Here is an 18,135-nt window from a genome sequence, read left to right on the forward strand (position 1 = left end):
GCGTCAAACCTCGTCGTAGACGACTTCGAGGGACGGCTTGGTCACGTGCGCGACGCCGCACATGTCCTCGTGGGTCGCCGGCACCAGGACGACGTCACGGCCCGTGACATCGCTGGAGAACAGGCCGAGCAGACCGTCCTGCGTGAGCGGCGTCGGCCGGTGCGGGGCGGCCTCGGCGACGTTGGCGGCTAGATCCGAGAACAGGCTGCCCCAGCGGCTCTCCGGCCGGCCGATGATCTCGTAGTTGGCGCTCTTGCGGCGGATGTCGTCGTCGGCCGGGATCGATGCCAGGACCGGGATGCCGGCCGCCTCCGCGAAGGCCTGGGCCTCGCCGGTGCCGTCATCCTTGTTGATGACGAGGCCGCCGATGCCGACATTGCCGCCGAGCTTGCGGAAATACTCCACCGCCGAGCAGACGTTGTTGGCGACGTAGAGCGACTGCAGGTCGTTCGAACCGACGACGATGACCTTCTGGCACATGTCCCGGGCGATCGGCAGGCCGAAGCCGCCGCAGACCACGTCGCCCAGGAAGTCGAGCAGGACAAAGTCGAAGCCCCACTCGTGGAAGCCCAGCTTTTCCAGAAGCTCGAAGCCGTGAATGATGCCGCGGCCGCCGCAGCCGCGCCCGACCTCAGGGCCACCGAGTTCCATGGCGTAGACGCCGTCGCGCTTGAAGCAGACATCGCCGATCGCAACCGCCTCGCCGGCGAGCTTCTTCTTGGTCGAGGTCTCGATGATCGTCGGGCAGGCCTTGCCGCCGAAGAGCAGCGAAGTCGTGTCGCTCTTCGGGTCGCAGCCGATCAGCAGGACCTTCTTGCCCTGCTGGGCCATCATGTAGCTGAGATTGGCCAGCGTGAACGACTTGCCGATGCCGCCCTTACCGTAGATCGCGATGATCTGCGTCTCTTTCTTCGCCGGCGCCGTGACGACGGCGTCCGGCTCGATCGCGGCCTCGGCGCGGAGTCGCGCGGCCTGGGAGAGGGCGGCCTTGTTGAGCTGAACGTTCACGCGGCGTCCCTCCAGTCGAGGATCATCTTCAGGCAGGCGGGATCGGCGAAGGCGGTGCGGTAGGCTTCTTCGGCCTCTGCCGCCGGTGCGCGATGGGTGATCAGCCCGTCGAGCGAGAGCCGACCGCTGTCGATCAGCATGGTCACGGCGGAGAGATCCTCGGGCCGGAACTCTGCGGAGATCCTGATCCGCGCCTCGCGCATGAAGGCGGGCGGGAAAGCGAAGCTGAGGGGCGCCTCGTAGAACCCAGCGAGCACGATCTCGCCCCCAGGAGCGAGCCGGGCGATCAGGGTATCGAGGCCGTCGGCGTTGCCGCTGACATCGGTGATGACTGCATAATCGCGTCGTTGATCGTCCTCCGGCGCCAGCACCGCGTAGCCCTGCGCCCCGACATGGCGCGCCGGATTTGTCTCCCACACGGTCGGTTCGGCACCCGCCGCCAGCGTGAGGCGGGCCAGGAGTCGCCCGAGCACACCATGGCCGACGATCAGAGGCGTCGCGCCGGCACAAATCCCCCCGAGGGCCCGGTATGCGGTGGCTGCCAGGGCGAGCAGGCAGGCCTGGTCGCCGAGTGCGGCGTCGACCGGAACGAGCCGGGCGGCCGGGGCGACGAGATGCGAGGCGGCGCCGCCGAACAGGCCTCGGACGGGCCCGAAGCAGCGCGCGCCCGGAACGTAGACGGTCTGGCCGACCCGCACCGTTCCGCCCGAATCGGCTTCGATCACCGAACCGACGGATTCGTAGCCCGGCACCAGGGGATATCCCATGCCGGGAAACGGTGGCATCCGGCCCGACCAGAGAAGACGCTCGGTGCCGGTGCTGATGCCGCTCCAGGCGATGGCAACGACCGCGTCAGCTTCGCCGGGCGGCGTCAGCGCGAGGTGCTTGACCGTGAGGCGCTCCGGACGTTCGAGAATGACGGCCAAGGATTCCATGATTGGGATTGTCCGCCCGCTGTTGCGCGACTCTCGAAGCACCGACGCCGTTGAGTGTCATCCTAGATAGACATATGTAAGCGTCAAGTCAGACGGACACTTTCGCGCTCGATTTTTGGGCGATCAGCACGCGGGTGAGCAGCGGGCGCCGGGTTTTGGGCTCGCGGACGGCGCCGAAACCCGCCGTACACAGCATGGTGCGGAGTTCTTCGACGCGACGCGGCCGGCCAGAGCCCATGGCGAGCAGGTAGAAACCGAAATACGCGTCGCCGACGGGCTCTGCGCCGGAGGTCCCGGCCATCGGCTCGGCAACGACCAGGATCCCTCCGGGCGCCAGAGCGGCGTGCGCGGCTTTGATCAGGGCCTGCGCCGGGACGTCGTCGTGATCATGGACGATTCGGACCAGCGAAATCGCATCTGCTCCGGCCGGCAATCCGCCGTGGAAATCGCCGCTGCAGCAGGTGATCCGCTCACCGAGACCGAGGCGCGCGAGGCGGACCCGCGCGCGGTCTGTCACGGCGGGAAGATCGAGGAGCGTCAGCTGCGGTGCCGCGTGCCGGCGGGCAACCGCCTGGAGGAACGCGCCCTCGCCGCCGCCGACATCCATCAGGTGTCGGACCCGCGACAGGTCGCACGCGTCGAGTACGTCCTCGGCGATCATGGCCTGAGAGGCACCCATAAGGCCGCTGTAGGGCGCCACGGTCTGCGCATCACCCGCCGCGCCGGTGGCGTAGGGCCAATAGCCGGAGAGCCGGGTCGGCCGTGCCTGTCCGCGCAAGAGCGCGACCGGATCCGCGAGGTCGGCGTAGAGGAGCGCGTGGTGCTCGACCATCGCGGCGATGCCCGGGTTGCCGACCAGCGCTGCCCCGAGATCCGCGAGCGCGAACCGATCATCCGAGACGGCGCGCAACAGCCCGAGCGATTCGGCCGCCCGCAGCAGGCGGCGGGTGGTGTCCGGTGAAAGGTCGAGGCGGCGGGCCAGCGCTGCGACGGAGAGCGGCCCTTCGGCGAGGATCCCGAACAGATCGAGGCGGATGCAGGCCGTGAGCACCTGCGCGTACACGAAACCTGCGCAGAGATCGAACAGGGCCCGGGTGTTCCGCCGAGCAATCCGGCGGGTGAGGGGGAAGCCTGCCGCCCAGCGCTGGAAGCGCGGGCTGGCCACGAGGCGGTTGCGCCACGCCAGCCACCGATCTCCGAAGGCTGCAGGGGCTGGCGCCAAGGCCGTGGCGCCGGGGAGCGGGCCGGCGCTCAGGCCACCACCGCGCGCAGGCTCGCCGGCAGAAATAGCCGCGCCTGCGCCTCGATCTCGGCGGTGAGTGCCGCCGCGCCGGGACAGGCCGGGATCGCCGCCACGGCCTCGCGGGTCAGCCGCGACAGGCGATCCAGCGCTCCGCCGGTGCCGAGGAGCGCCGCCGCGTTCGGTCGGCCGAGGGTCGCGTCGCGCCCGGCCGGCTTGCCGATCTCCTCTTGGCGGCAGGCCACGTCACGCAGGTCGTCGGCGACCTGGTAGGCCTCGCCGAGGCATTCTCCGAGCCTGCGCCACGGCTCCGGCTCCGATCCGGCGGCTGCGGCACCCGCAGCAGTGGCAGCCGCGAACAAGGCGCCCGTTTTCGCCTGCTGGTAATCGCTGAGGCTCACATGCGCCTCCGATTCCCAAGCCTGCCCTGCCGCGATGCCGGAGGGTGAGCCAGCTGCGCGTCCGAGCAGACCCACGAGCCGTACGAGCCGTCCCGTGTGAAGCCCTGCGGACCGGGCCAAGGTCTCGAACGCCAGCACGATCAGGGCATCGCCGGTGAGCACCGCGATGGGTTCGCCGAAGGCGACGTGGATCGAGGGCTTCTGCCGGCGCATCGGTGCGTCGTCGAAGCAGGGAAGGTCGTCGTGGACCAGGGAGGCGCAATGCAGGAGCTCGATCGCCGCCGCGGCCGCTTCGGAACCGGCCGGATCATCGTCGCCGCAGGCCTGGGCCACCGAGAGGCAGAGGCGCGGGCGGATGCGGTGCCCACCGGGAAAGACCGCGTAACGGAGGGCGTCCGCGAGGAGTGGCGGCGCGCCCGGCGCCTCCGCGTAAGCAACGGCGCGATCCAGGGCGATCTCGATTCGACGACCCGAGTCCATCGCGTTGCCTCCCGTGTCGTATTTGGTTGTCATCGACCGGTGTCATTTCTTATTGACACTTACGGCGCCGCAGATCAATGCCGACGACGGGCGGAATGCGAGGCGATCGTGGCGCAGGGACGCGTCATCGTGATTGGAGCGGGCATCGGCGGGCTCGCGGCCGCGCTGCGGCTCGCCCATGCCGGGCTCGACACGCTCGTCCTCGAGCGGGCTTCTTTGCCCGGCGGCAAGATGCGCGCGATTCCGGTCGGCGCGCGGGCCGTCGAGGCAGGCCCGACCGTCCTGACGATGCGTTGGGTCTTCGAGACCCTTTTCGACGAATGCGGCGCGAATCTGGCAGACCGGATCGCGCTGACACGGGCCGATCTCCTCGCGCGCCATGCCTGGAGCCGCGACGAGCGGCTGGATCTCTTCGCCGACATCGATGCCTCGGCCGACGCGATCGCAGCCTTCGCGGGTTCGCGGGAGGCGGAGGGGTACCGGCGCTTCTGCGCCCGCTCGGCCGAAGTCTATCGGACGCTGGAAGGTCCGTTCATCCGGGAGGGCCGGACCAGTCCGGCGGGTCTCGCGCAGCGGGTCGGGTTTTCCGGGCTCGGCGACCTTTGGCGGATCCAGCCTTTTGCCACCTTGTGGTCTGCGCTGGGCTCATTCTTCCACGATCCCCGCTTGCAGCAGCTGTTTGGCCGCTACGCCACCTATTGCGGCGCCTCGCCGTTCACCGCCCCGGCGACCCTGATGCTCGTCGCCCATGTCGAGCAGGCCGGGATCTGGACCGTTGCGGGCGGCCTGAGCGCGCTGGCCCGGGCCGTGGCGGATCTCGCTGCGGAGCGGGGTGCCGCGTTCCGGTACGGCGCCGAGGTCGACCGGATCGTCGTGGAGCGGGGCCGGGTGGCGGGCGTGATCCTGGCCGACGGCGAGCGGATCGCGGCCGACCGGGTCGTCTGCAATGCCGATTGCGCGGCCTTGGGCGCCGGTCTTTTCGGCGCGGAGGCCGCGTCTGCCGGCGAGCGGCTCGCGCCGTCCGAGCGCTCGCTCTCGGCCGTGACGCTATGCGCGACCGCAATCCCCACGGGCTTCCCCCTCGCCCACCACACCGTGTTCTTCTCGGGGGATTACCGCGCCGAGTTCGACGCGATCCTGCGCGCCCGCCGGCCGCCCGACGACCCCACGGTCTACATCTGCGCCCAGGACCGGACCGATGCCGAGCCGCCGGCGCCCGGGCCCGAGCGCCTGCTGATGCTCGTCAACGCCCCGGCGGATGGCCGGGACCGCCCGCTCACGCCGATGGAGATCCGGACATGCGAGAGGAATCTGATGCGCCGGCTCGAAGCCTGCGGGCTGACGCTGGAATCGACATCCGGTCCGGTCACGACGACGCCGCGGGAGTTCGAGGCGCTGTTTCCGGGAACGGGGGGCGCGCTCTACGGGCGGGCGGCCCGGGGCTGGGCGGCGACGTTCAAGCGAGCCGGCGCGCGGACGGACCTCCCGGGCCTGTATTTGGCGGGGGGTTCGATCCACCCCGGCCCGGGTGTGCCGATGGCGGCGCAGTCGGGCCGGCTGGCGGCCACCGCGATCTTGGACGACCTCGCTTCGACGGCGCGGTCGCGCGGGGCGGCTACGCGTGGTGGTATGTCGATGCGGTGAGCGACGACGGCCGGCAAGGGCTGACGATTATCGCGTTCATCGGCAGCGTATTCTCGCCCTACTACGCCTGGAGCGCAGACAAGGACCCGTTCGCGCATTGCGCGATGAACGTGGTCCTGTACGGCGACCGAAGCCGCTTCGCCATGACCGAGCGTCGCGCTGCCAGCCTCGACCGCAGCCCGGACCACATCGCGATCGGGCCGAGCGCGATGACGTGGGACGGCACGGCGCTAACGGTTCGGATCGACGAGCGCGGCGCGCCGCTGCCTTACCGCCTCCGCGGCACGATCCGGCTCGAGCCGCGAGGTTTCACCGACGGCTCCTTCCTTCTCGACCGGGCCGGGCGCCACCGCTGGTGGCCGATGGCACCGTCGTCCCGCGTCGAGGTCGCCTTCGAGCAGCCGAACCTTCGCTGGCGCGGGAGCGGCTACTTCGACACCAACGACGGCGACGAGCCCCTGGAGGCAGCCTTCACGCGGTGGACGTGGTGCCGGGCCGAGCTGCCCGACGGTGCTGCCATCCTGTATGACGTCCACCACCGTCAGGGTGGCGGTCAGAACCTGTCGCTGCGCTTCGCCAGCGACGGCAGCCGCCGCGAGCTCCGCCCGCCCGCGCCCGCAGCCCTGCCGGCCACCAAGCTCTGGCGGATGGGGCGGGAAACCCGCAGCGACGATGGCCGCTCGCGAGTGCTCACGACCTTCGAGGACACGCCGTTCTACGCGCGCTCGCTGCTCGCCTCGACCCTCGGCGGCGAGCCGGTGCGGGCGATGCACGAGAGCCTGTCGCTGGACCGGTTCCGCAATTCGCTGGTGCGGCTGATGCTGCCGTTCCGGATGCCACGGCCGCTGGTGCGTTAGTTAGGCCGCCGCGCTCTGAACCGGACGCGCGCTTCACGCCGCTGACCCCGTCATTCCGGGGCCGCGCAGCGGAGCCCGGGATCACGGGGCCACTGGCTCGTCGAGCATTCGCGTTCCGTCACGCGCTCGACCCCCGACACGCCCGCGGGCCGCCGCGGTGTTTGCCGTACGGCCCGGCTTGTGCGAGAGGGCGGCGGCTGCGATCCTTGCGCCGTCAAACGGGGCGGTCTCCTTGATGCGAGTGGACGAGGCGTCTCCCGCCCCACGCGTCCTGATCTACAGCCACGACACCTTCGGGCTCGGCCATCTGCGGCGCTCGCGGGCGATCGCCAACGCGATCGTGGCGCGCAACCGCGGGGCGCGGGCGACGATCGTGTCGGGCTCGCCGGTGATCGACCGTTTCGGTTTCGCGCCCGGCGTGCGCACGGTCCGCCTGCCGCCGGTGACGAAGTTCCGTGACGGCGGCTATGCGAGCCTCGACGGCGACATTCCCCTGGCTCGGACGGTCGCGCAGCGATCGGCGATCATCGCGCAGGCCTGCGAAGCCTTCAGGCCCGACCTCATCATCGTCGACAAGGAGCCCGCGGGCTTTCACGGCGAGTTGATGCCGGTGCTCGAGGCGGCCGCAAGCCGCGGGATCCGGCTCGTCCTCGGCCTGCGCGACGTGCTCGACGATGCCGACCGCCTCGTTCCCGAATGGGAGCGCAAGGGTGCGGCCGAGACGATGGCACGCTTCTACGACGAGATCTGGGTCTACGGGCTCAGCCGCATCCATGAGCCTCTGGCAGCCTTGCCGATGGAGGCCGAGATGTCTGCGCGGATCGGTGACCGCCTGATCTACACAGGCTATCTCCGCCGGGCGCTCCCCGAGCCGCGTGCCGACCGGGAGGAGCCAGCCATTGCGGGCGGCCCGTTCATCCTCGTGACACCGGGCGGTGGCGGCGACGGCGCGACGCTCATCGACTGGGTGATCGGCGCCTACGAGATCGATCCCGGGATCCCCCTCCCCGCCCTGATCGCGTTCGGCCCGTTCCTCGATGCGGCAACCCGCGAGGGCTTCGCGGGGCGCATCCGCAGGCTCGCCGGGCGGATCTCCGCGATCACCTTCGACAGTGAGATCGAGTTCCTGATGCGCAAGGCGTCCGGCGTCGTGGCGATGGGCGGCTACAACACCTTCTGCGAGATCCTGTCCTTCGACCGGCGCGCGATTCTGGTCCCCCGCACCGAGCCGCGGCGGGAACAGGCGATCCGCGCGCAGGCGGCCGAGCGGCTGGGGCTCGTCCGGGTTCTGCTGGAAGCCGACGGCCGAGCGCCCGAGCGCATGGCTGCGGCCTTGCGCGCCCTGCCGGATCAGTCCGAGCCGTCGCGGGTCCTGGTTCCGGGCCTGCTCGACGGCCTCGACGCGGTTGCCCGCAGGGTCCGGGCCCTGGCGGGCGTTGCGGTGGAGCCCTCCTGCGTGCGGGCTTTCTCATGAAGCCCGCACGGGTCGCAGTGGTGCTCAAGGGCTACCCGCGGTTGTCCGAGACCTTTATCGCGCAGGAATTGCTGGCCCTTGAACGACGCGGCCTGTCCCTGGAGATCTGGTCGCTGCGCCGGCCGACCGACCGGGCGCTGCATCCGATGCACAGGCAGATCCGGGCGCCAATCGCCTACCTTCCCGAGTATCTTCGCGACGCGCCGCTGCGCGTGCTCGCCGGCCTCGCCGCCGCGCTTCGGCGACCGCGCGCAGGGGCGCTTCTCAAGCTGTTCGCCCGTGATTTGCGGCGCGACCCGACCGCCTCGCGCATCCGGCGGCTCGGGCAGGCCCTGGTCCTCGCGCGGGAGCTGCCCGCCGACATCGCGCATCTCCACGTACACTTCCTTCACACGCCCGCCAGCGTCGCCCGCTATGCCGCGCTTCTGACCGGCCGTGACTGGAGCTTCTCCGCCCACGCCAAGGACATCTGGACGACCCCGGACTGGGAATTGCGCGAGAAGCTCAAAGACGCCACCTGGGGCGTGACCTGCACCCGCGATGGTCTCGCGCGCCTCGATCGCCTGGCTCCCGGCCGGACGCTTCTCGCCTATCACGGTCTCGACCTCGGCCGTTTTCCCGCTCCGCCCGCGGCGCGCGCGCCTCGTGACGGCTCGGATCCCACGGCACCGCTCCGGCTCCTCTGCGTCGGCCGGCTCGTCGCCAAGAAGGGGCATGACGACCTCATCGACGCCGTGGCCGCCCTACCCGCAAGCCTGCACTGGCGCCTCGATTTGATCGGCAACGGCGAGATTCGGCGCGCTCTCGAGGCGCAGGTCGACGCGCGCGGTCTGTCGGGACGGGTGTCGTTCCGCGGCTCCCTGGCGCAGCCCGACGTGATCGCCGCCATGCGCGAGGCGGACCTGTTCGTGCTGCCGACGAAGCCTGCACCCGGAGGCGACCGCGACGGGCTGCCGAACGTGCTCATGGAGGCCGCGAGCCAAGCCCTGCCGATCCTCGCGACCAGCTTCGCGGGCACGCCGGAATTCCTCACCGACGGGGTGCATGGGGTGCTGGTCCCGCCCGGCAAACCTGCAATCCTGGCATCGGCTCTCGAACGTCTTGCGGGTGACCCGGCCCTGCGCCGGCACCTGGGTGAAGCCGCGCGGGCACGGCTCGTGCAGAACTTCTCGGAGGAAGCCGCGATCGACCTGATCGCGGGCCGGCTTCGTGCCTCCGTGGGGCTCGGAGCTGCCGCTTCGGCAAGCGAACAGGAGCTGTCCGCGTGCGCGTCCTGATCGCGGTGACGCATCTGCTCGGTGCCGGCCATCTCACCCGGGCCGCCGCCCTCGCCCGCGCCTTCGTCGAGGCTGGTCACGGCGTGGTGCTGATATCCGGCGGGGTTCCGGCCCCGATGGTGCGGCTCGACGGCGTGCACCTCGTGCAATTGCCGCCGCTGCACATCGCCGGGACGGCTTTCGGGACGCCGCTCGGCCCGGATGGCGAGCCGGCGGATGCGGCGCTGCTGGCCTCCCGCCGCGCGCTGATGATCGAGGCCCTGGCGGCGTTCCGGCCGGACGTGGTCATCACTGAGCTGTTCCCGTTCGGCCGCCGGGCGCTCGCCGGGGAGTTCCTCGCCCTGGTGGAGGCCGCCCGCGCACGGACGCCGCGCCCGCTCGTCCTCGCCTCCGTGCGGGACATCCTGGTCGCCTCATCCAAGCCGGAGCGGATCGCCGACGCCCATGACCGCGTGGCGGCGCTCTACGATGCCGTCCTGGTCCACAGCGATCCGGCGCTGATCCCGCTCGACGCGTCCTGGCCGCTCGACGGACGGACGCGCGCGATGATCCGCTACACCGGGTACGTTGACGAGGGGAGCCGCCCGGCTTCGGTCCCCGCGCGGGGCGGTGTGCTGGTCGCCGCGGGCTCCGGGCCGGCCGGGCTGGTCCTGCTCCGCGCAGCGGCCGAGGCCGCCCGGCGGCGGCCCGACCGCGGCTGGCAGATCCTGGCCGGGCACGGCGTCCCGGATCCGGATCTGCGCGCGATCGGACAGGGCCTGGCCGAGGGCGTGCTCAGCCGCGCCCGACCCGATTACCGCAGCCTGCTGGCGGCGGCGGCGCTGTCGGTGAGCCAATGCGGCTACAACACCGCCACCGATCTCCTCGCCACCGGGACGCCGGCCGTGCTGGTCCCATTCGAAGCCGGGGGCGAGACCGAGCAGCGGCTGCGCGCCGAGCGCTTGGCCGCGCGCGGCCTCGCCCACGTCCTGCCGGAGGCGGATCTCAGCGCGGACACGCTTCTCCGCGCAGTGGCTGCCCGGAGCGTCGCGCCGACGCCCGATGCCCATAGCTTCGATCTCGGGGGTGCCAGGCGCTCGGTCGAGATTACCGCGGCGCTGCTGGACATCCGCCGGCGCATATCCCGCGGGCCTGCGGCGCAAAACGGATCTGACCTGCTGGACAGCGCTCTGGACGAGGCCGCGTCGCGCGGCCGGCAGGTCGGATTCTTCTGGCGCGACGACGACGCCGTTACCGCTACGCCGGCTCTCGATCGGCTGATCGCGCTCGCCGAGGCCCACGCCGCGCCGGTCCTGCTCGCCGCCATACCGGCCGGCATCGAACCCGCACTCGGCCGCCGGCTCGCCGCTGCGCGCAACGTGAGCGTCGCGGTCCACGGCCTCGCGCATCGCAATCACGCGCCCGCCGGCGAGAAACCCGCGGAGTTCGGCGCTCACCGGCCGCTCGCCGAGCTCGTGGCCGATGCCGGGGCCGGCCTACGCCTCGCGCAGGAGCGCGTGCCGGGTTCGGCCTTGCTTGCGGTCTTCGTGCCGCCCTGGAACCGCCTCGCCTCGACGGTTGCGGCCGCCCTGCCGGATCTCGGCTATCGCGGCCTCTCCGCGGTGCCTGGCGCGCCGGTCCCGGGTCTGCGCCGCGTCGACGCGACATTGGATCCGATCGATTGGCGCGGGTCCCGGTCGCTGCGGGATCCGGAGGTGCTGCTGCGCGAACTGGCTGCCGATATCGCACGCGCGCCGGGTCGGCCTGTGGGCCTGCTGACTCACCATCTCGGCCATGACAAAGCGATCTGGGACTTCGTGGAAGCGCTACTGGCACGTCTCCTCAAGCATCCCGCGATCCGCGCGCTCGATCCGCGTGAGCTTTTCGACGATGCCGCGATGGACACCATCAGTCCGGCGCCGCATTCTTCAGTCCCGTCGATCGCGAGGACTGGTTGAGCCCGCTACTGTCCATCCGCGACCTCGCCGTCGCCTTTCGGACCGAACCCACACCGTTCGAGGCCCTGCACGGCTTGTCCCTCGACGTCATGCGCGGGCGCACCCTCGCGCTCGTCGGCGAGTCCGGATCGGGGAAGTCGGTGACCGCTCAGGCGATCCTGCGGATCCTGCCGCCCTCCGCGTCCATCACCCGCGGCCAGATCCTGTTCCGCGACGGCGCCGGGGAGACCGATATCGCTCGCCTTCCGGTCGAGAGCTCGGCGATGCAGGCGATCCGCGGGCAGCGCATCGCGATGATCTTCCAGGAGCCGATGACCTGCCTGTCGCCGCTGCACACGATCGGCGACCAGATCGGCGAAGCTCTGCGCATCCATACCGGCGCCGACCGGCGGGAGGCCGACGCACGAACGCAGGAGGCGCTCGCCCGGGTCGGCTTCCCGGATCCGCGCCGCGCCCTGAAGACCTACCCGTTCGAGCTGTCCGGCGGGCTGCGCCAGCGCGCCATGATCGCCATGGCGCTGATCCTGAAGCCGACCCTCTTGGTCGCCGACGAGCCGACCACGGCGCTCGACGTGACCACCCAGGCCCAGATCCTCGCCCTGCTCGCCCGGCTCCAAGAGGAGACCGGGATGGCGATCCTGCTCATCACCCACGATCTCGGCGTCGTCGCCAACATCGCCCACGACGTGGCGGTCCTGTATCGCGGCCGCCTCGTGGAGGCCGGGCCGCGCGACACGGTGATGCGCGCGCCGGGCCACGCCTACCTGCGCGCGCTGCTTCACGCCGTCCCCCGGTTCGACATGGCGCCGGGCGAGCGGCTGACGCCGATCCGCCCGGCCCGGGCCGAGATCCCGCCGGTCCAGGCGCGACCGCCGCTCGCGGGCCCACTCCTCCAGGTCGAGGGCGTGAGCAAGACGTTCACGCTGCGTGCCGGCCGCCTTTGGCAGAAGCCCCGTCTGGTGCACGCGGTCTCGGACGTTTCGCTGAGTCTCGCGGCCGGCCAGACCCTCGGCCTCGTGGGCGAATCCGGCTCTGGCAAGACCACGGTGTCCAAGATGATCATGCGGGCGCTCCGGCCGGATTCGGGACGCATCCTGTTCGACGACGGCACCGGCCCACGGGACGTCCACACCTTGAGCGGCGACACTTTGTTCGCCTACCGGCGCACGGTGCAGTTCGTCTTCCAGGACCCCTACGCCTCGCTCGATCCGCGCATGACGGTCCGCCAGATCCTGTCCGAGCCGATGGAGATCCACGGCGTCCCCGCGGCCGAGCGACGGGAGCGCTGCCGGGCGCTGATGGCGATGGTCGGCCTCGACGTCGCTGGCCTCGGCCGCTACCCGCACGCCTTCTCGGGCGGCCAGCGCCAGCGCATCGGCATCGCGCGGGCGCTGGCGGCGAAGCCGCGGCTGCTGGTGCTCGACGAGCCGGTCTCGGCCCTCGACGTCTCGGTTCAGGCGCAGATCCTGAATTTGCTCAAGGACCTTCAGGCGGCGCTCGGTCTGTCCTACCTGATCGTCTCCCACAACCTGGCAGTGATCGACTACATGGCGGATACGATCAGCGTGATGTGCCGCGGCCGGATCGTCGAGGAGGCCCCCCGCGCGGCCCTGTTCCGCCGCCCGGTCCATCCCTACACGCGGGCGCTGCTGGCGGCGGTGCCCGATCCGAGCCTCGACCATCCGCTCGATTTCGCCGCGATCACCGGCGAGCAGAACGATCCGTCGCGCTGGGCCGAGCCGTATCGGCTGGGGGCCGACGAGGCGGGCACCATGCGGGCGATCGAGGCCGGCCACCGGGTCCGCTTCGGCACGTCCCGCGCGGCGGAGGCGGCGTGATGCAGCCGCGGCCGCCCGTCTATCTGGAGCGCCTGCGCCGCAAGGTGCTGTCGCCCCTGTTCGATCGCCTGGGCTACGATCTCGTCCCGGCCGCGCCCGACTGGAGCCATCGGCCAACCTCGCCGCGCGAGGTGACGACGCTGCTCGAATCCGCAGCGGCGATCCTCGAGCGCGACCTCGCGGCCGCCGGAATCGCCGCGGGGGGAGACGTTCTTGGGCACGTGCAGGCATTCTGGCAGCTGATCCCGTCTGCGCCGGTCCGTCAGCGCCGCGGCGGCAGCGGCTTCAACGGCGCCCTGCAGCTCTACGTCGCGATGCAGGCGCTGAAGCCGGATTTCGTCATCGAATCCGGCGTCTTCCGCGGGCTCACCACCTGGGTGATCCGGCAGGCCTGCCCGCGCGCCAGGATCTTCTGCCACGACCCGGACCTCTCGGGTCTTCAGTACCGCGACCGGCAGGCCCTCTACAGGACCGCCGACTGGTCGACCGCCGACTGGTCCAAGATTGATCCGGCGGCAACCGTGGCGTTCTTCGACGACCACGTCGCCCAGGGGCGGCGGGTCGTCGAGGCGCAGGCGCGTGGACTGACCCGCCTGCTGTTCGACGACGATGCCGCCGGGCACCGGATCCACGCGCATGGTGGCCCGGCGCATCCGACCATCGCGATGATCACCGGCCCCGAGCGCAGCCCGGAGCCGATCCGCTGGACCCGGAACGGCCGCGCGTTCGAGCAGGCGGCCGACGATGCGCTCGTCCGGCAGGCGGCTGGGCTGATCCTGCGGTCCCACGCTTTCGACGACCTGCACCGGGCCACCGGCTACTCGCCGGCGCGGCTCACCTCGGTGACGCTGCGGAGCGGTCCGTGAGCGGTCAGAGCCCGCACAACAGCAACCCGCCCCGCCGACGGAGCGACAACGGTGTTTCCCGCCGCGCCCTCCTCTCCGGTCTCGGCGCCTCCATCCTGTGGCCCCGCGCCGGCTGGGCCGATGCGGACGCGCCCGCCCCCCCGACCTCTCCGATGGTGGTCGATCTCGCCGCCCATGGGCGCCAGGTCGGCACGGCCGGTGGGACGATCCGGACCCTGATCGCCAAGGCGCGGGATGTCCGCTACCTGTCGGTCTACGGGTACACGCGTCTCGTCGGCTACGATGCCGATCTCAATCTGCGGCCCGACCTGCTGGAGCGGGTCGAGGTCGAGGGCGGACGCTTCACCTTCACGTTGCGCAAGGGACATCGCTGGTCGGACGGGCATCCGTTCACCACGGAGGATTTCCGCTATTATTGGGAAGACGTCGCCAACGAGAAAGCACTGAGCCCCGAAGGCCCGCCGGCCTTCTTCCTGGTCGACGGCAAGCTGCCGCAGGTCGAGTTCCTCGATCCGCTCACGATCCGCTACAGTTGGGACCGGCCGAACCCGACCTTCCTCCCGGCGCTGGCGGCGCCGCGCGACCCGCTGATCTACCGACCGGCCCATTACCTGAAGCCCTACCACGCCCGGTACGTCGGCAAGGAGGCGGCCGAGGCGAAGGCCAAGGCACAGAAGCTGCGCAGCTGGACGGCGCTGCACAACCGGCTCGACGACAATTACGAGCTGAACAACCCGGACTGCCCGACGCTCCAGGGGTGGGTACCGCGCACCCGTTCGCCGGCGACCCGCTTCCGCTTCGAGCGGAACCGCAGCTATCACCGGGTCGACACGGCCGGGACGCAGCTGCCCTATGTCGACACGCTCGTGATGGATGTCGCCTCCCAGGGGTTGCTGGTCGCCAAGACCAATGCCGGTGAGGCCGACCTGATGTTCCGCGGGCTGGCGATGCCCGACATTCCAAGCCTCAAGGAGGGCGAGAAGGCGCACCGTTACCGGACCAACCTGTGGCCCGTGGCCCGTGGCTCGGAGATCGCGCTCTACCCGAATCTCACCACGGCCGATCCGGTCTGGCGCGCCCTCAATCGCGACGTGCGCTATCGCCACGCCCTGTCGCTCGCGATCGACCGGCGGACGCTGAACAACACGCTCCTGTTCGGCCTCGGTACGGAGGGCAACGATACGATTGTACCGGAGAGCCCGCTATTCTCGCCGGAGCTGCGGACCCTGAATGCCGGCTACGATCCGGCGCAGGCCTCGGCCCTGCTCGACGCGATCGGGCTGACCGGCCGCGACGGCTCCGGCACGCGCCTGATGCCGGACGGCCGGCCCCTCGAGATCGTCGTGGAGAGCGACGGCGAGGCCGAGATGGTGCTCGACGCGCTGCTGCTCATCACGGAGTTCTGGCGCGAGGTCGGCATCCGCCTCATCGCCAAGCCCCAGGAGCGCACGAACCTGCACCGACGCTCCATCGCCGGCATGACGATCATGGTCGCCGCGCAGGGGCTCGACCTTGCGGTCCCGACCGCAATCATGCCGCCCACCGAACTGAGCCCGGCCCAGCCGGAGCACTATGCCTGGCCGCTCTGGAGCCTGAACGTCGAGAGTCGCGGCAAGAGCGGGGAGCCCTGCGATGTCGCGGACGTGCAGCGGCTGATCCAGCTCGACCGCGCGTGGCGCGAGACCGACGATTCCGACAAGCAGGCCGAGATCTGGCGCGAGATGCTGATGAACCACGCGCGCAACACCTGGGTGATCGGTACCGTGGCGGGCGCGCTGCAGCCGGTGGTTGGCGCCGACCAGCTGATCAACCTGCCGAAACGCGCCCTCTATTCCTGGGAGCCCACCGCGATGATCGGTGTTCAGCGCCTCGACGAGCTGTTCTGGGACAAGGGCGCAGACAAGCGCGCGGAGGTCCGGTGATCGTCCAGATTCTCCGGCGCCTGGTGACGATGGCGCTGACGCTCCTCGTCATCTCGGCGCTCGTGTTCTTGATCATCAAGCTGCCGCCGGGGGATTACCTGACGAACCGGATCATGGAGCTGCGCGCGACAGGCGACGCCGGCTCGGTGGCGAAGGCCGAGCTGCTCATCCGCCAGTACGGTCTCGATCGGCCGGTCTGGCAGCAATACCTGATGTGGATCGGGGCGATGCCGGGTCCGGCCGGGTTCTCCGGCCTCCTGCAGGGCGACTGGGGATGGTCGTTCGAGTACGACAAGCCGGTGGCGGAGGTCGTCGGCGATGCCCTCTGGCTGACGCTGCTGATCAACGTCACCGCGGTCATCTTCGTGCACGTCGTGGCCATCCCGGCCGCGATCTACTCCGCGACGCACAGGCACACGGTCGGCGACGCGGTCGTGACCCTTCTGGGCTATGTCGGCCTGGCCGTGCCGGGCTTCCTCCTCGCGCTGATCCTGTTGTTCTACACCAACCGATATTTCGGTCTCTCGATCGGGGGCCTCTACGATTCGGCCCTCACCAACCAGCCCTGGACCTGGACCAAGGTCCGCTCGCTGCTCGCGCACCTGATCGTGCCGACCCTGGTGATCGGGCTCGGCGGCACCGCGGCGATGATCCGGCGCATGCGCGCCAACCTCCTCGACGAATTGGCGAAGCCCTACACGGTGACCGCCCGTGCCAAGGGCCTCCCGCCGCTCAGAGCGCTGCTGAAATACCCGTTCCGGATGTCGCTGAACCCGTTCGTGGCGGATATCGGCAACCTGCTGCCGCACCTCGTCTCCGGATCCGTGCTGGTGTCCCTGGTGCTGAGCCTGCCGACCGTGGGGCCGCTGCTCCTCGACGCCCTGCGCAGCCAGGATCAATTTATGGCGGCGTTCATCCTGATGTTCGTCGCCGCGCTGACGCTGGTCGGCATGCTGATCTCGGACGTGACCCTCGTTTGGCTCGATCCGCGCATCCGCATGGGCTTACGATGACCGACGCGGCCCACGCAGCCGGCCACTTCGTTGATCCCGCGCCGTTCGAGCCGGAGGCGCGGGCCGAGAGCCCGATCGGCGCCGCATCCGCGTGGCGGTTGATCCTGCGCAAGTTCCTGCGCCACCGCCTCGCCGTCGCCTCGGCACTGATCCTGCTCGCCCTCTACGCCACCGTGCCGTTCGTGGAGGTGCTGGCGCCGTACGGGCAGGCGCGACGCAATGGCGACTTTCTCTACGCGCCGCCTCAAGGCGTGCACCTCTTCCACGAGGGGCGGTTCGCCGGCCCGTTCGTGTACCCGTATCGGGCGCATCTCGACCTCGACACGTTCCGCCGGGACTACGTCGTCGATGCGCGCACGCCTCAGCCCCTGCGCTTCCTGTGCCGGGGCGACGGCTACGACTGGCTCGGGCTCGTGCACACCGATCTGCACCTCGTCTGTCCGCCCGAGGGCGGAACCCTGTTTCTGCTCGGCACCGACAAGCTCGGCCGCGACCTGTTCTCCCGCCTGATCTATGGGGCACGGATCTCACTGACCATCGGACTCGTCGGCGTCGCCATCTCCTTCACCCTCGGCCTGCTGTTCGGCGGCATCGCGGGCTATTTCGGCGGCGTTGTCGACGCCGGGGTGCAGCGGCTGATCGAGGTGGTGCGGTCGCTGCCCGAGCTGCCGCTATGGCTTGCCCTCTCGGCCGCACTGCCCCCGAACTGGAGCCCGCTGCTCGTCTTCTTCGGCATCACGGTGATCCTCGGCCTGCTCGACTGGCCTGGCCTTGCACGGGCCGTGCGCGGCAAGCTCCTCGCGCTGCGGGAGGAGGATTTCGTCCAGGCCGCCGAGTTGATGGGCGCCTCGCCGACCCGCGTGATCGGCCGCCACCTGATCCCGAATTTCATGAGCCACCTGATCGCGTCGGCGACCTTGTCGATCCCGACCATGATCCTCGGCGAGACCGCCCTCTCCTTCCTCGGACTCGGTCTTCGGCCGCCGGTGACGAGCTGGGGCGTACTCCTCAACGAGTCCCAGAATCTGGCCGCGGTGCAGCTCTATCCGTGGTTGCTGCTGCCGGTGCTTCCGGTCCTCGTGACGGTTCTGGCTTTCAATTTTCTGGGAGACGGGCTGCGCGACGCCGCCGATCCGTATCATTGAGCCAGGCGTATCGACGGGCTCAACCGGACTTGCCCTCGGTCGGCAGCAAGGCCGTCATCGCGAGTGCAGCGAAGCGATCCAGTCGCGCAACGATCACC

Annotated in this window: 14 protein-coding genes; 10 read left to right on the top strand and 4 right to left on the bottom strand. The window is 70.5% G+C overall.

Features of this window, described 5'->3' with window-relative positions:
• Positions 1–3 precede the first annotated feature (3 nt).
• The 4 genes from JOE48_RS07415 to JOE48_RS07430 all read right to left on the bottom strand — a co-directional run bounded on the left by JOE48_RS07415 (position 4) and on the right by JOE48_RS07430 (position 4,064).
• Positions 4–1,008 (bottom strand): chlorophyllide a reductase iron protein subunit X, encoded by a 1,005-nt coding sequence (locus JOE48_RS07415; RefSeq protein ID WP_210028955.1) that lies wholly within the window; start codon positions 1,006–1,008, stop codon positions 4–6.
• Positions 1,005–1,943: a chlorophyll synthesis pathway protein BchC gene (gene bchC / locus JOE48_RS07420; RefSeq protein WP_210028957.1), complete on the bottom strand. Its 939-nt coding sequence runs from the start codon at positions 1,941–1,943 to the stop codon at positions 1,005–1,007. Before bchC ends, JOE48_RS07415 begins: the two co-directional genes overlap by 4 nt.
• 88 nt (positions 1,944–2,031) lie before the next feature.
• Entirely contained in the window at positions 2,032–3,165 is a 1,134-nt protein-coding gene (locus JOE48_RS07425) for a methyltransferase (RefSeq protein ID WP_210028959.1), read from the bottom strand.
• 29 nt (positions 3,166–3,194) lie between these two features.
• Positions 3,195–4,064, bottom strand: a complete 870-nt coding sequence (locus JOE48_RS07430; protein WP_210028961.1) for a polyprenyl synthetase family protein — start codon at positions 4,062–4,064, stop codon at positions 3,195–3,197.
• Between the two features lie 108 nt (positions 4,065–4,172).
• Here JOE48_RS07430 and crtD point away from each other — a divergent pair, with 108 nt between their 5' ends.
• The 10 genes from crtD to JOE48_RS07480 all read left to right on the top strand — a co-directional run bounded on the left by crtD (position 4,173) and on the right by JOE48_RS07480 (position 18,037).
• Positions 4,173–5,708: a 1-hydroxycarotenoid 3,4-desaturase CrtD gene (gene crtD, locus JOE48_RS07435; protein ID WP_210028962.1), complete on the top strand. Its 1,536-nt coding sequence runs from the start codon at positions 4,173–4,175 to the stop codon at positions 5,706–5,708.
• Positions 5,705–6,565: a carotenoid 1,2-hydratase gene (locus JOE48_RS07440; RefSeq protein ID WP_210028963.1), complete on the top strand. Its 861-nt coding sequence runs from the start codon at positions 5,705–5,707 to the stop codon at positions 6,563–6,565. The genes crtD and JOE48_RS07440 overlap by 4 nt, the downstream gene beginning before the upstream one ends.
• A 235-nt stretch (positions 6,566–6,800) precedes the next feature.
• Positions 6,801–8,039, top strand: a complete 1,239-nt coding sequence (locus tag JOE48_RS07445) for a glycosyltransferase family protein (protein WP_210028964.1) — start codon at positions 6,801–6,803, stop codon at positions 8,037–8,039.
• A complete protein-coding gene (locus JOE48_RS07450) occupies positions 8,036–9,316 on the top strand; it encodes a glycosyltransferase family 4 protein (RefSeq protein WP_210028965.1) in 1,281 nt (426 codons plus the stop codon). Before JOE48_RS07445 ends, JOE48_RS07450 begins: the two co-directional genes overlap by 4 nt.
• Positions 9,304–11,253: a glycosyltransferase gene (locus JOE48_RS07455; RefSeq protein WP_210028966.1), complete on the top strand. Its 1,950-nt coding sequence runs from the start codon at positions 9,304–9,306 to the stop codon at positions 11,251–11,253. The genes JOE48_RS07450 and JOE48_RS07455 overlap by 13 nt, the downstream gene beginning before the upstream one ends.
• Entirely contained in the window at positions 11,250–13,091 is a 1,842-nt protein-coding gene (locus JOE48_RS07460) for an ABC transporter ATP-binding protein (protein ID WP_210028967.1), read from the top strand. The genes JOE48_RS07455 and JOE48_RS07460 overlap by 4 nt, the downstream gene beginning before the upstream one ends.
• Entirely contained in the window at positions 13,091–13,957 is an 867-nt protein-coding gene (locus JOE48_RS07465) for a hypothetical protein (RefSeq protein ID WP_210028968.1), read from the top strand. The genes JOE48_RS07460 and JOE48_RS07465 overlap by 1 nt, the downstream gene beginning before the upstream one ends.
• A complete protein-coding gene (locus JOE48_RS07470) occupies positions 13,954–15,879 on the top strand; it encodes an ABC transporter substrate-binding protein (protein WP_210028969.1) in 1,926 nt (641 codons plus the stop codon). Before JOE48_RS07465 ends, JOE48_RS07470 begins: the two co-directional genes overlap by 4 nt.
• On the top strand, positions 15,876–16,892 hold the full coding sequence (locus JOE48_RS07475) for an ABC transporter permease (protein WP_210028970.1): 1,017 nt from the start codon (positions 15,876–15,878) through the stop codon (positions 16,890–16,892). Before JOE48_RS07470 ends, JOE48_RS07475 begins: the two co-directional genes overlap by 4 nt.
• Positions 16,889–18,037, top strand: coding sequence for an ABC transporter permease (locus JOE48_RS07480; protein WP_210028972.1), 1,149 nt, complete (start codon positions 16,889–16,891; stop codon positions 18,035–18,037). The genes JOE48_RS07475 and JOE48_RS07480 overlap by 4 nt, the downstream gene beginning before the upstream one ends.
• Positions 18,038–18,135 lie beyond the last annotated feature (98 nt).

Origin of the sequence: Methylobacterium sp. PvR107, assembly GCF_017833295.1 — a bacterium.
Lineage (GTDB): Bacteria > Pseudomonadota > Alphaproteobacteria > Rhizobiales > Beijerinckiaceae > Methylobacterium.

Coding starts and splice junctions, on each gene's coding strand:
- bchC (WP_210028957.1), bottom strand. CDS start 1,943: ATGGAATCCTTGGCCGTCATTCTCGAACGTCCGGAGCGCCTCACGGTC.
- JOE48_RS07430 (WP_210028961.1), bottom strand. CDS start 4,064: ATGGACTCGGGTCGTCGAATCGAGATCGCCCTGGATCGCGCCGTTGCT.
- JOE48_RS07445 (WP_210028964.1), top strand. CDS start 6,801: ATGCGAGTGGACGAGGCGTCTCCCGCCCCACGCGTCCTGATCTACAGC.
- JOE48_RS07450 (WP_210028965.1), top strand. CDS start 8,036: ATGAAGCCCGCACGGGTCGCAGTGGTGCTCAAGGGCTACCCGCGGTTG.
- JOE48_RS07465 (WP_210028968.1), top strand. CDS start 13,091: ATGCAGCCGCGGCCGCCCGTCTATCTGGAGCGCCTGCGCCGCAAGGTG.
- JOE48_RS07480 (WP_210028972.1), top strand. CDS start 16,889: ATGACCGACGCGGCCCACGCAGCCGGCCACTTCGTTGATCCCGCGCCG.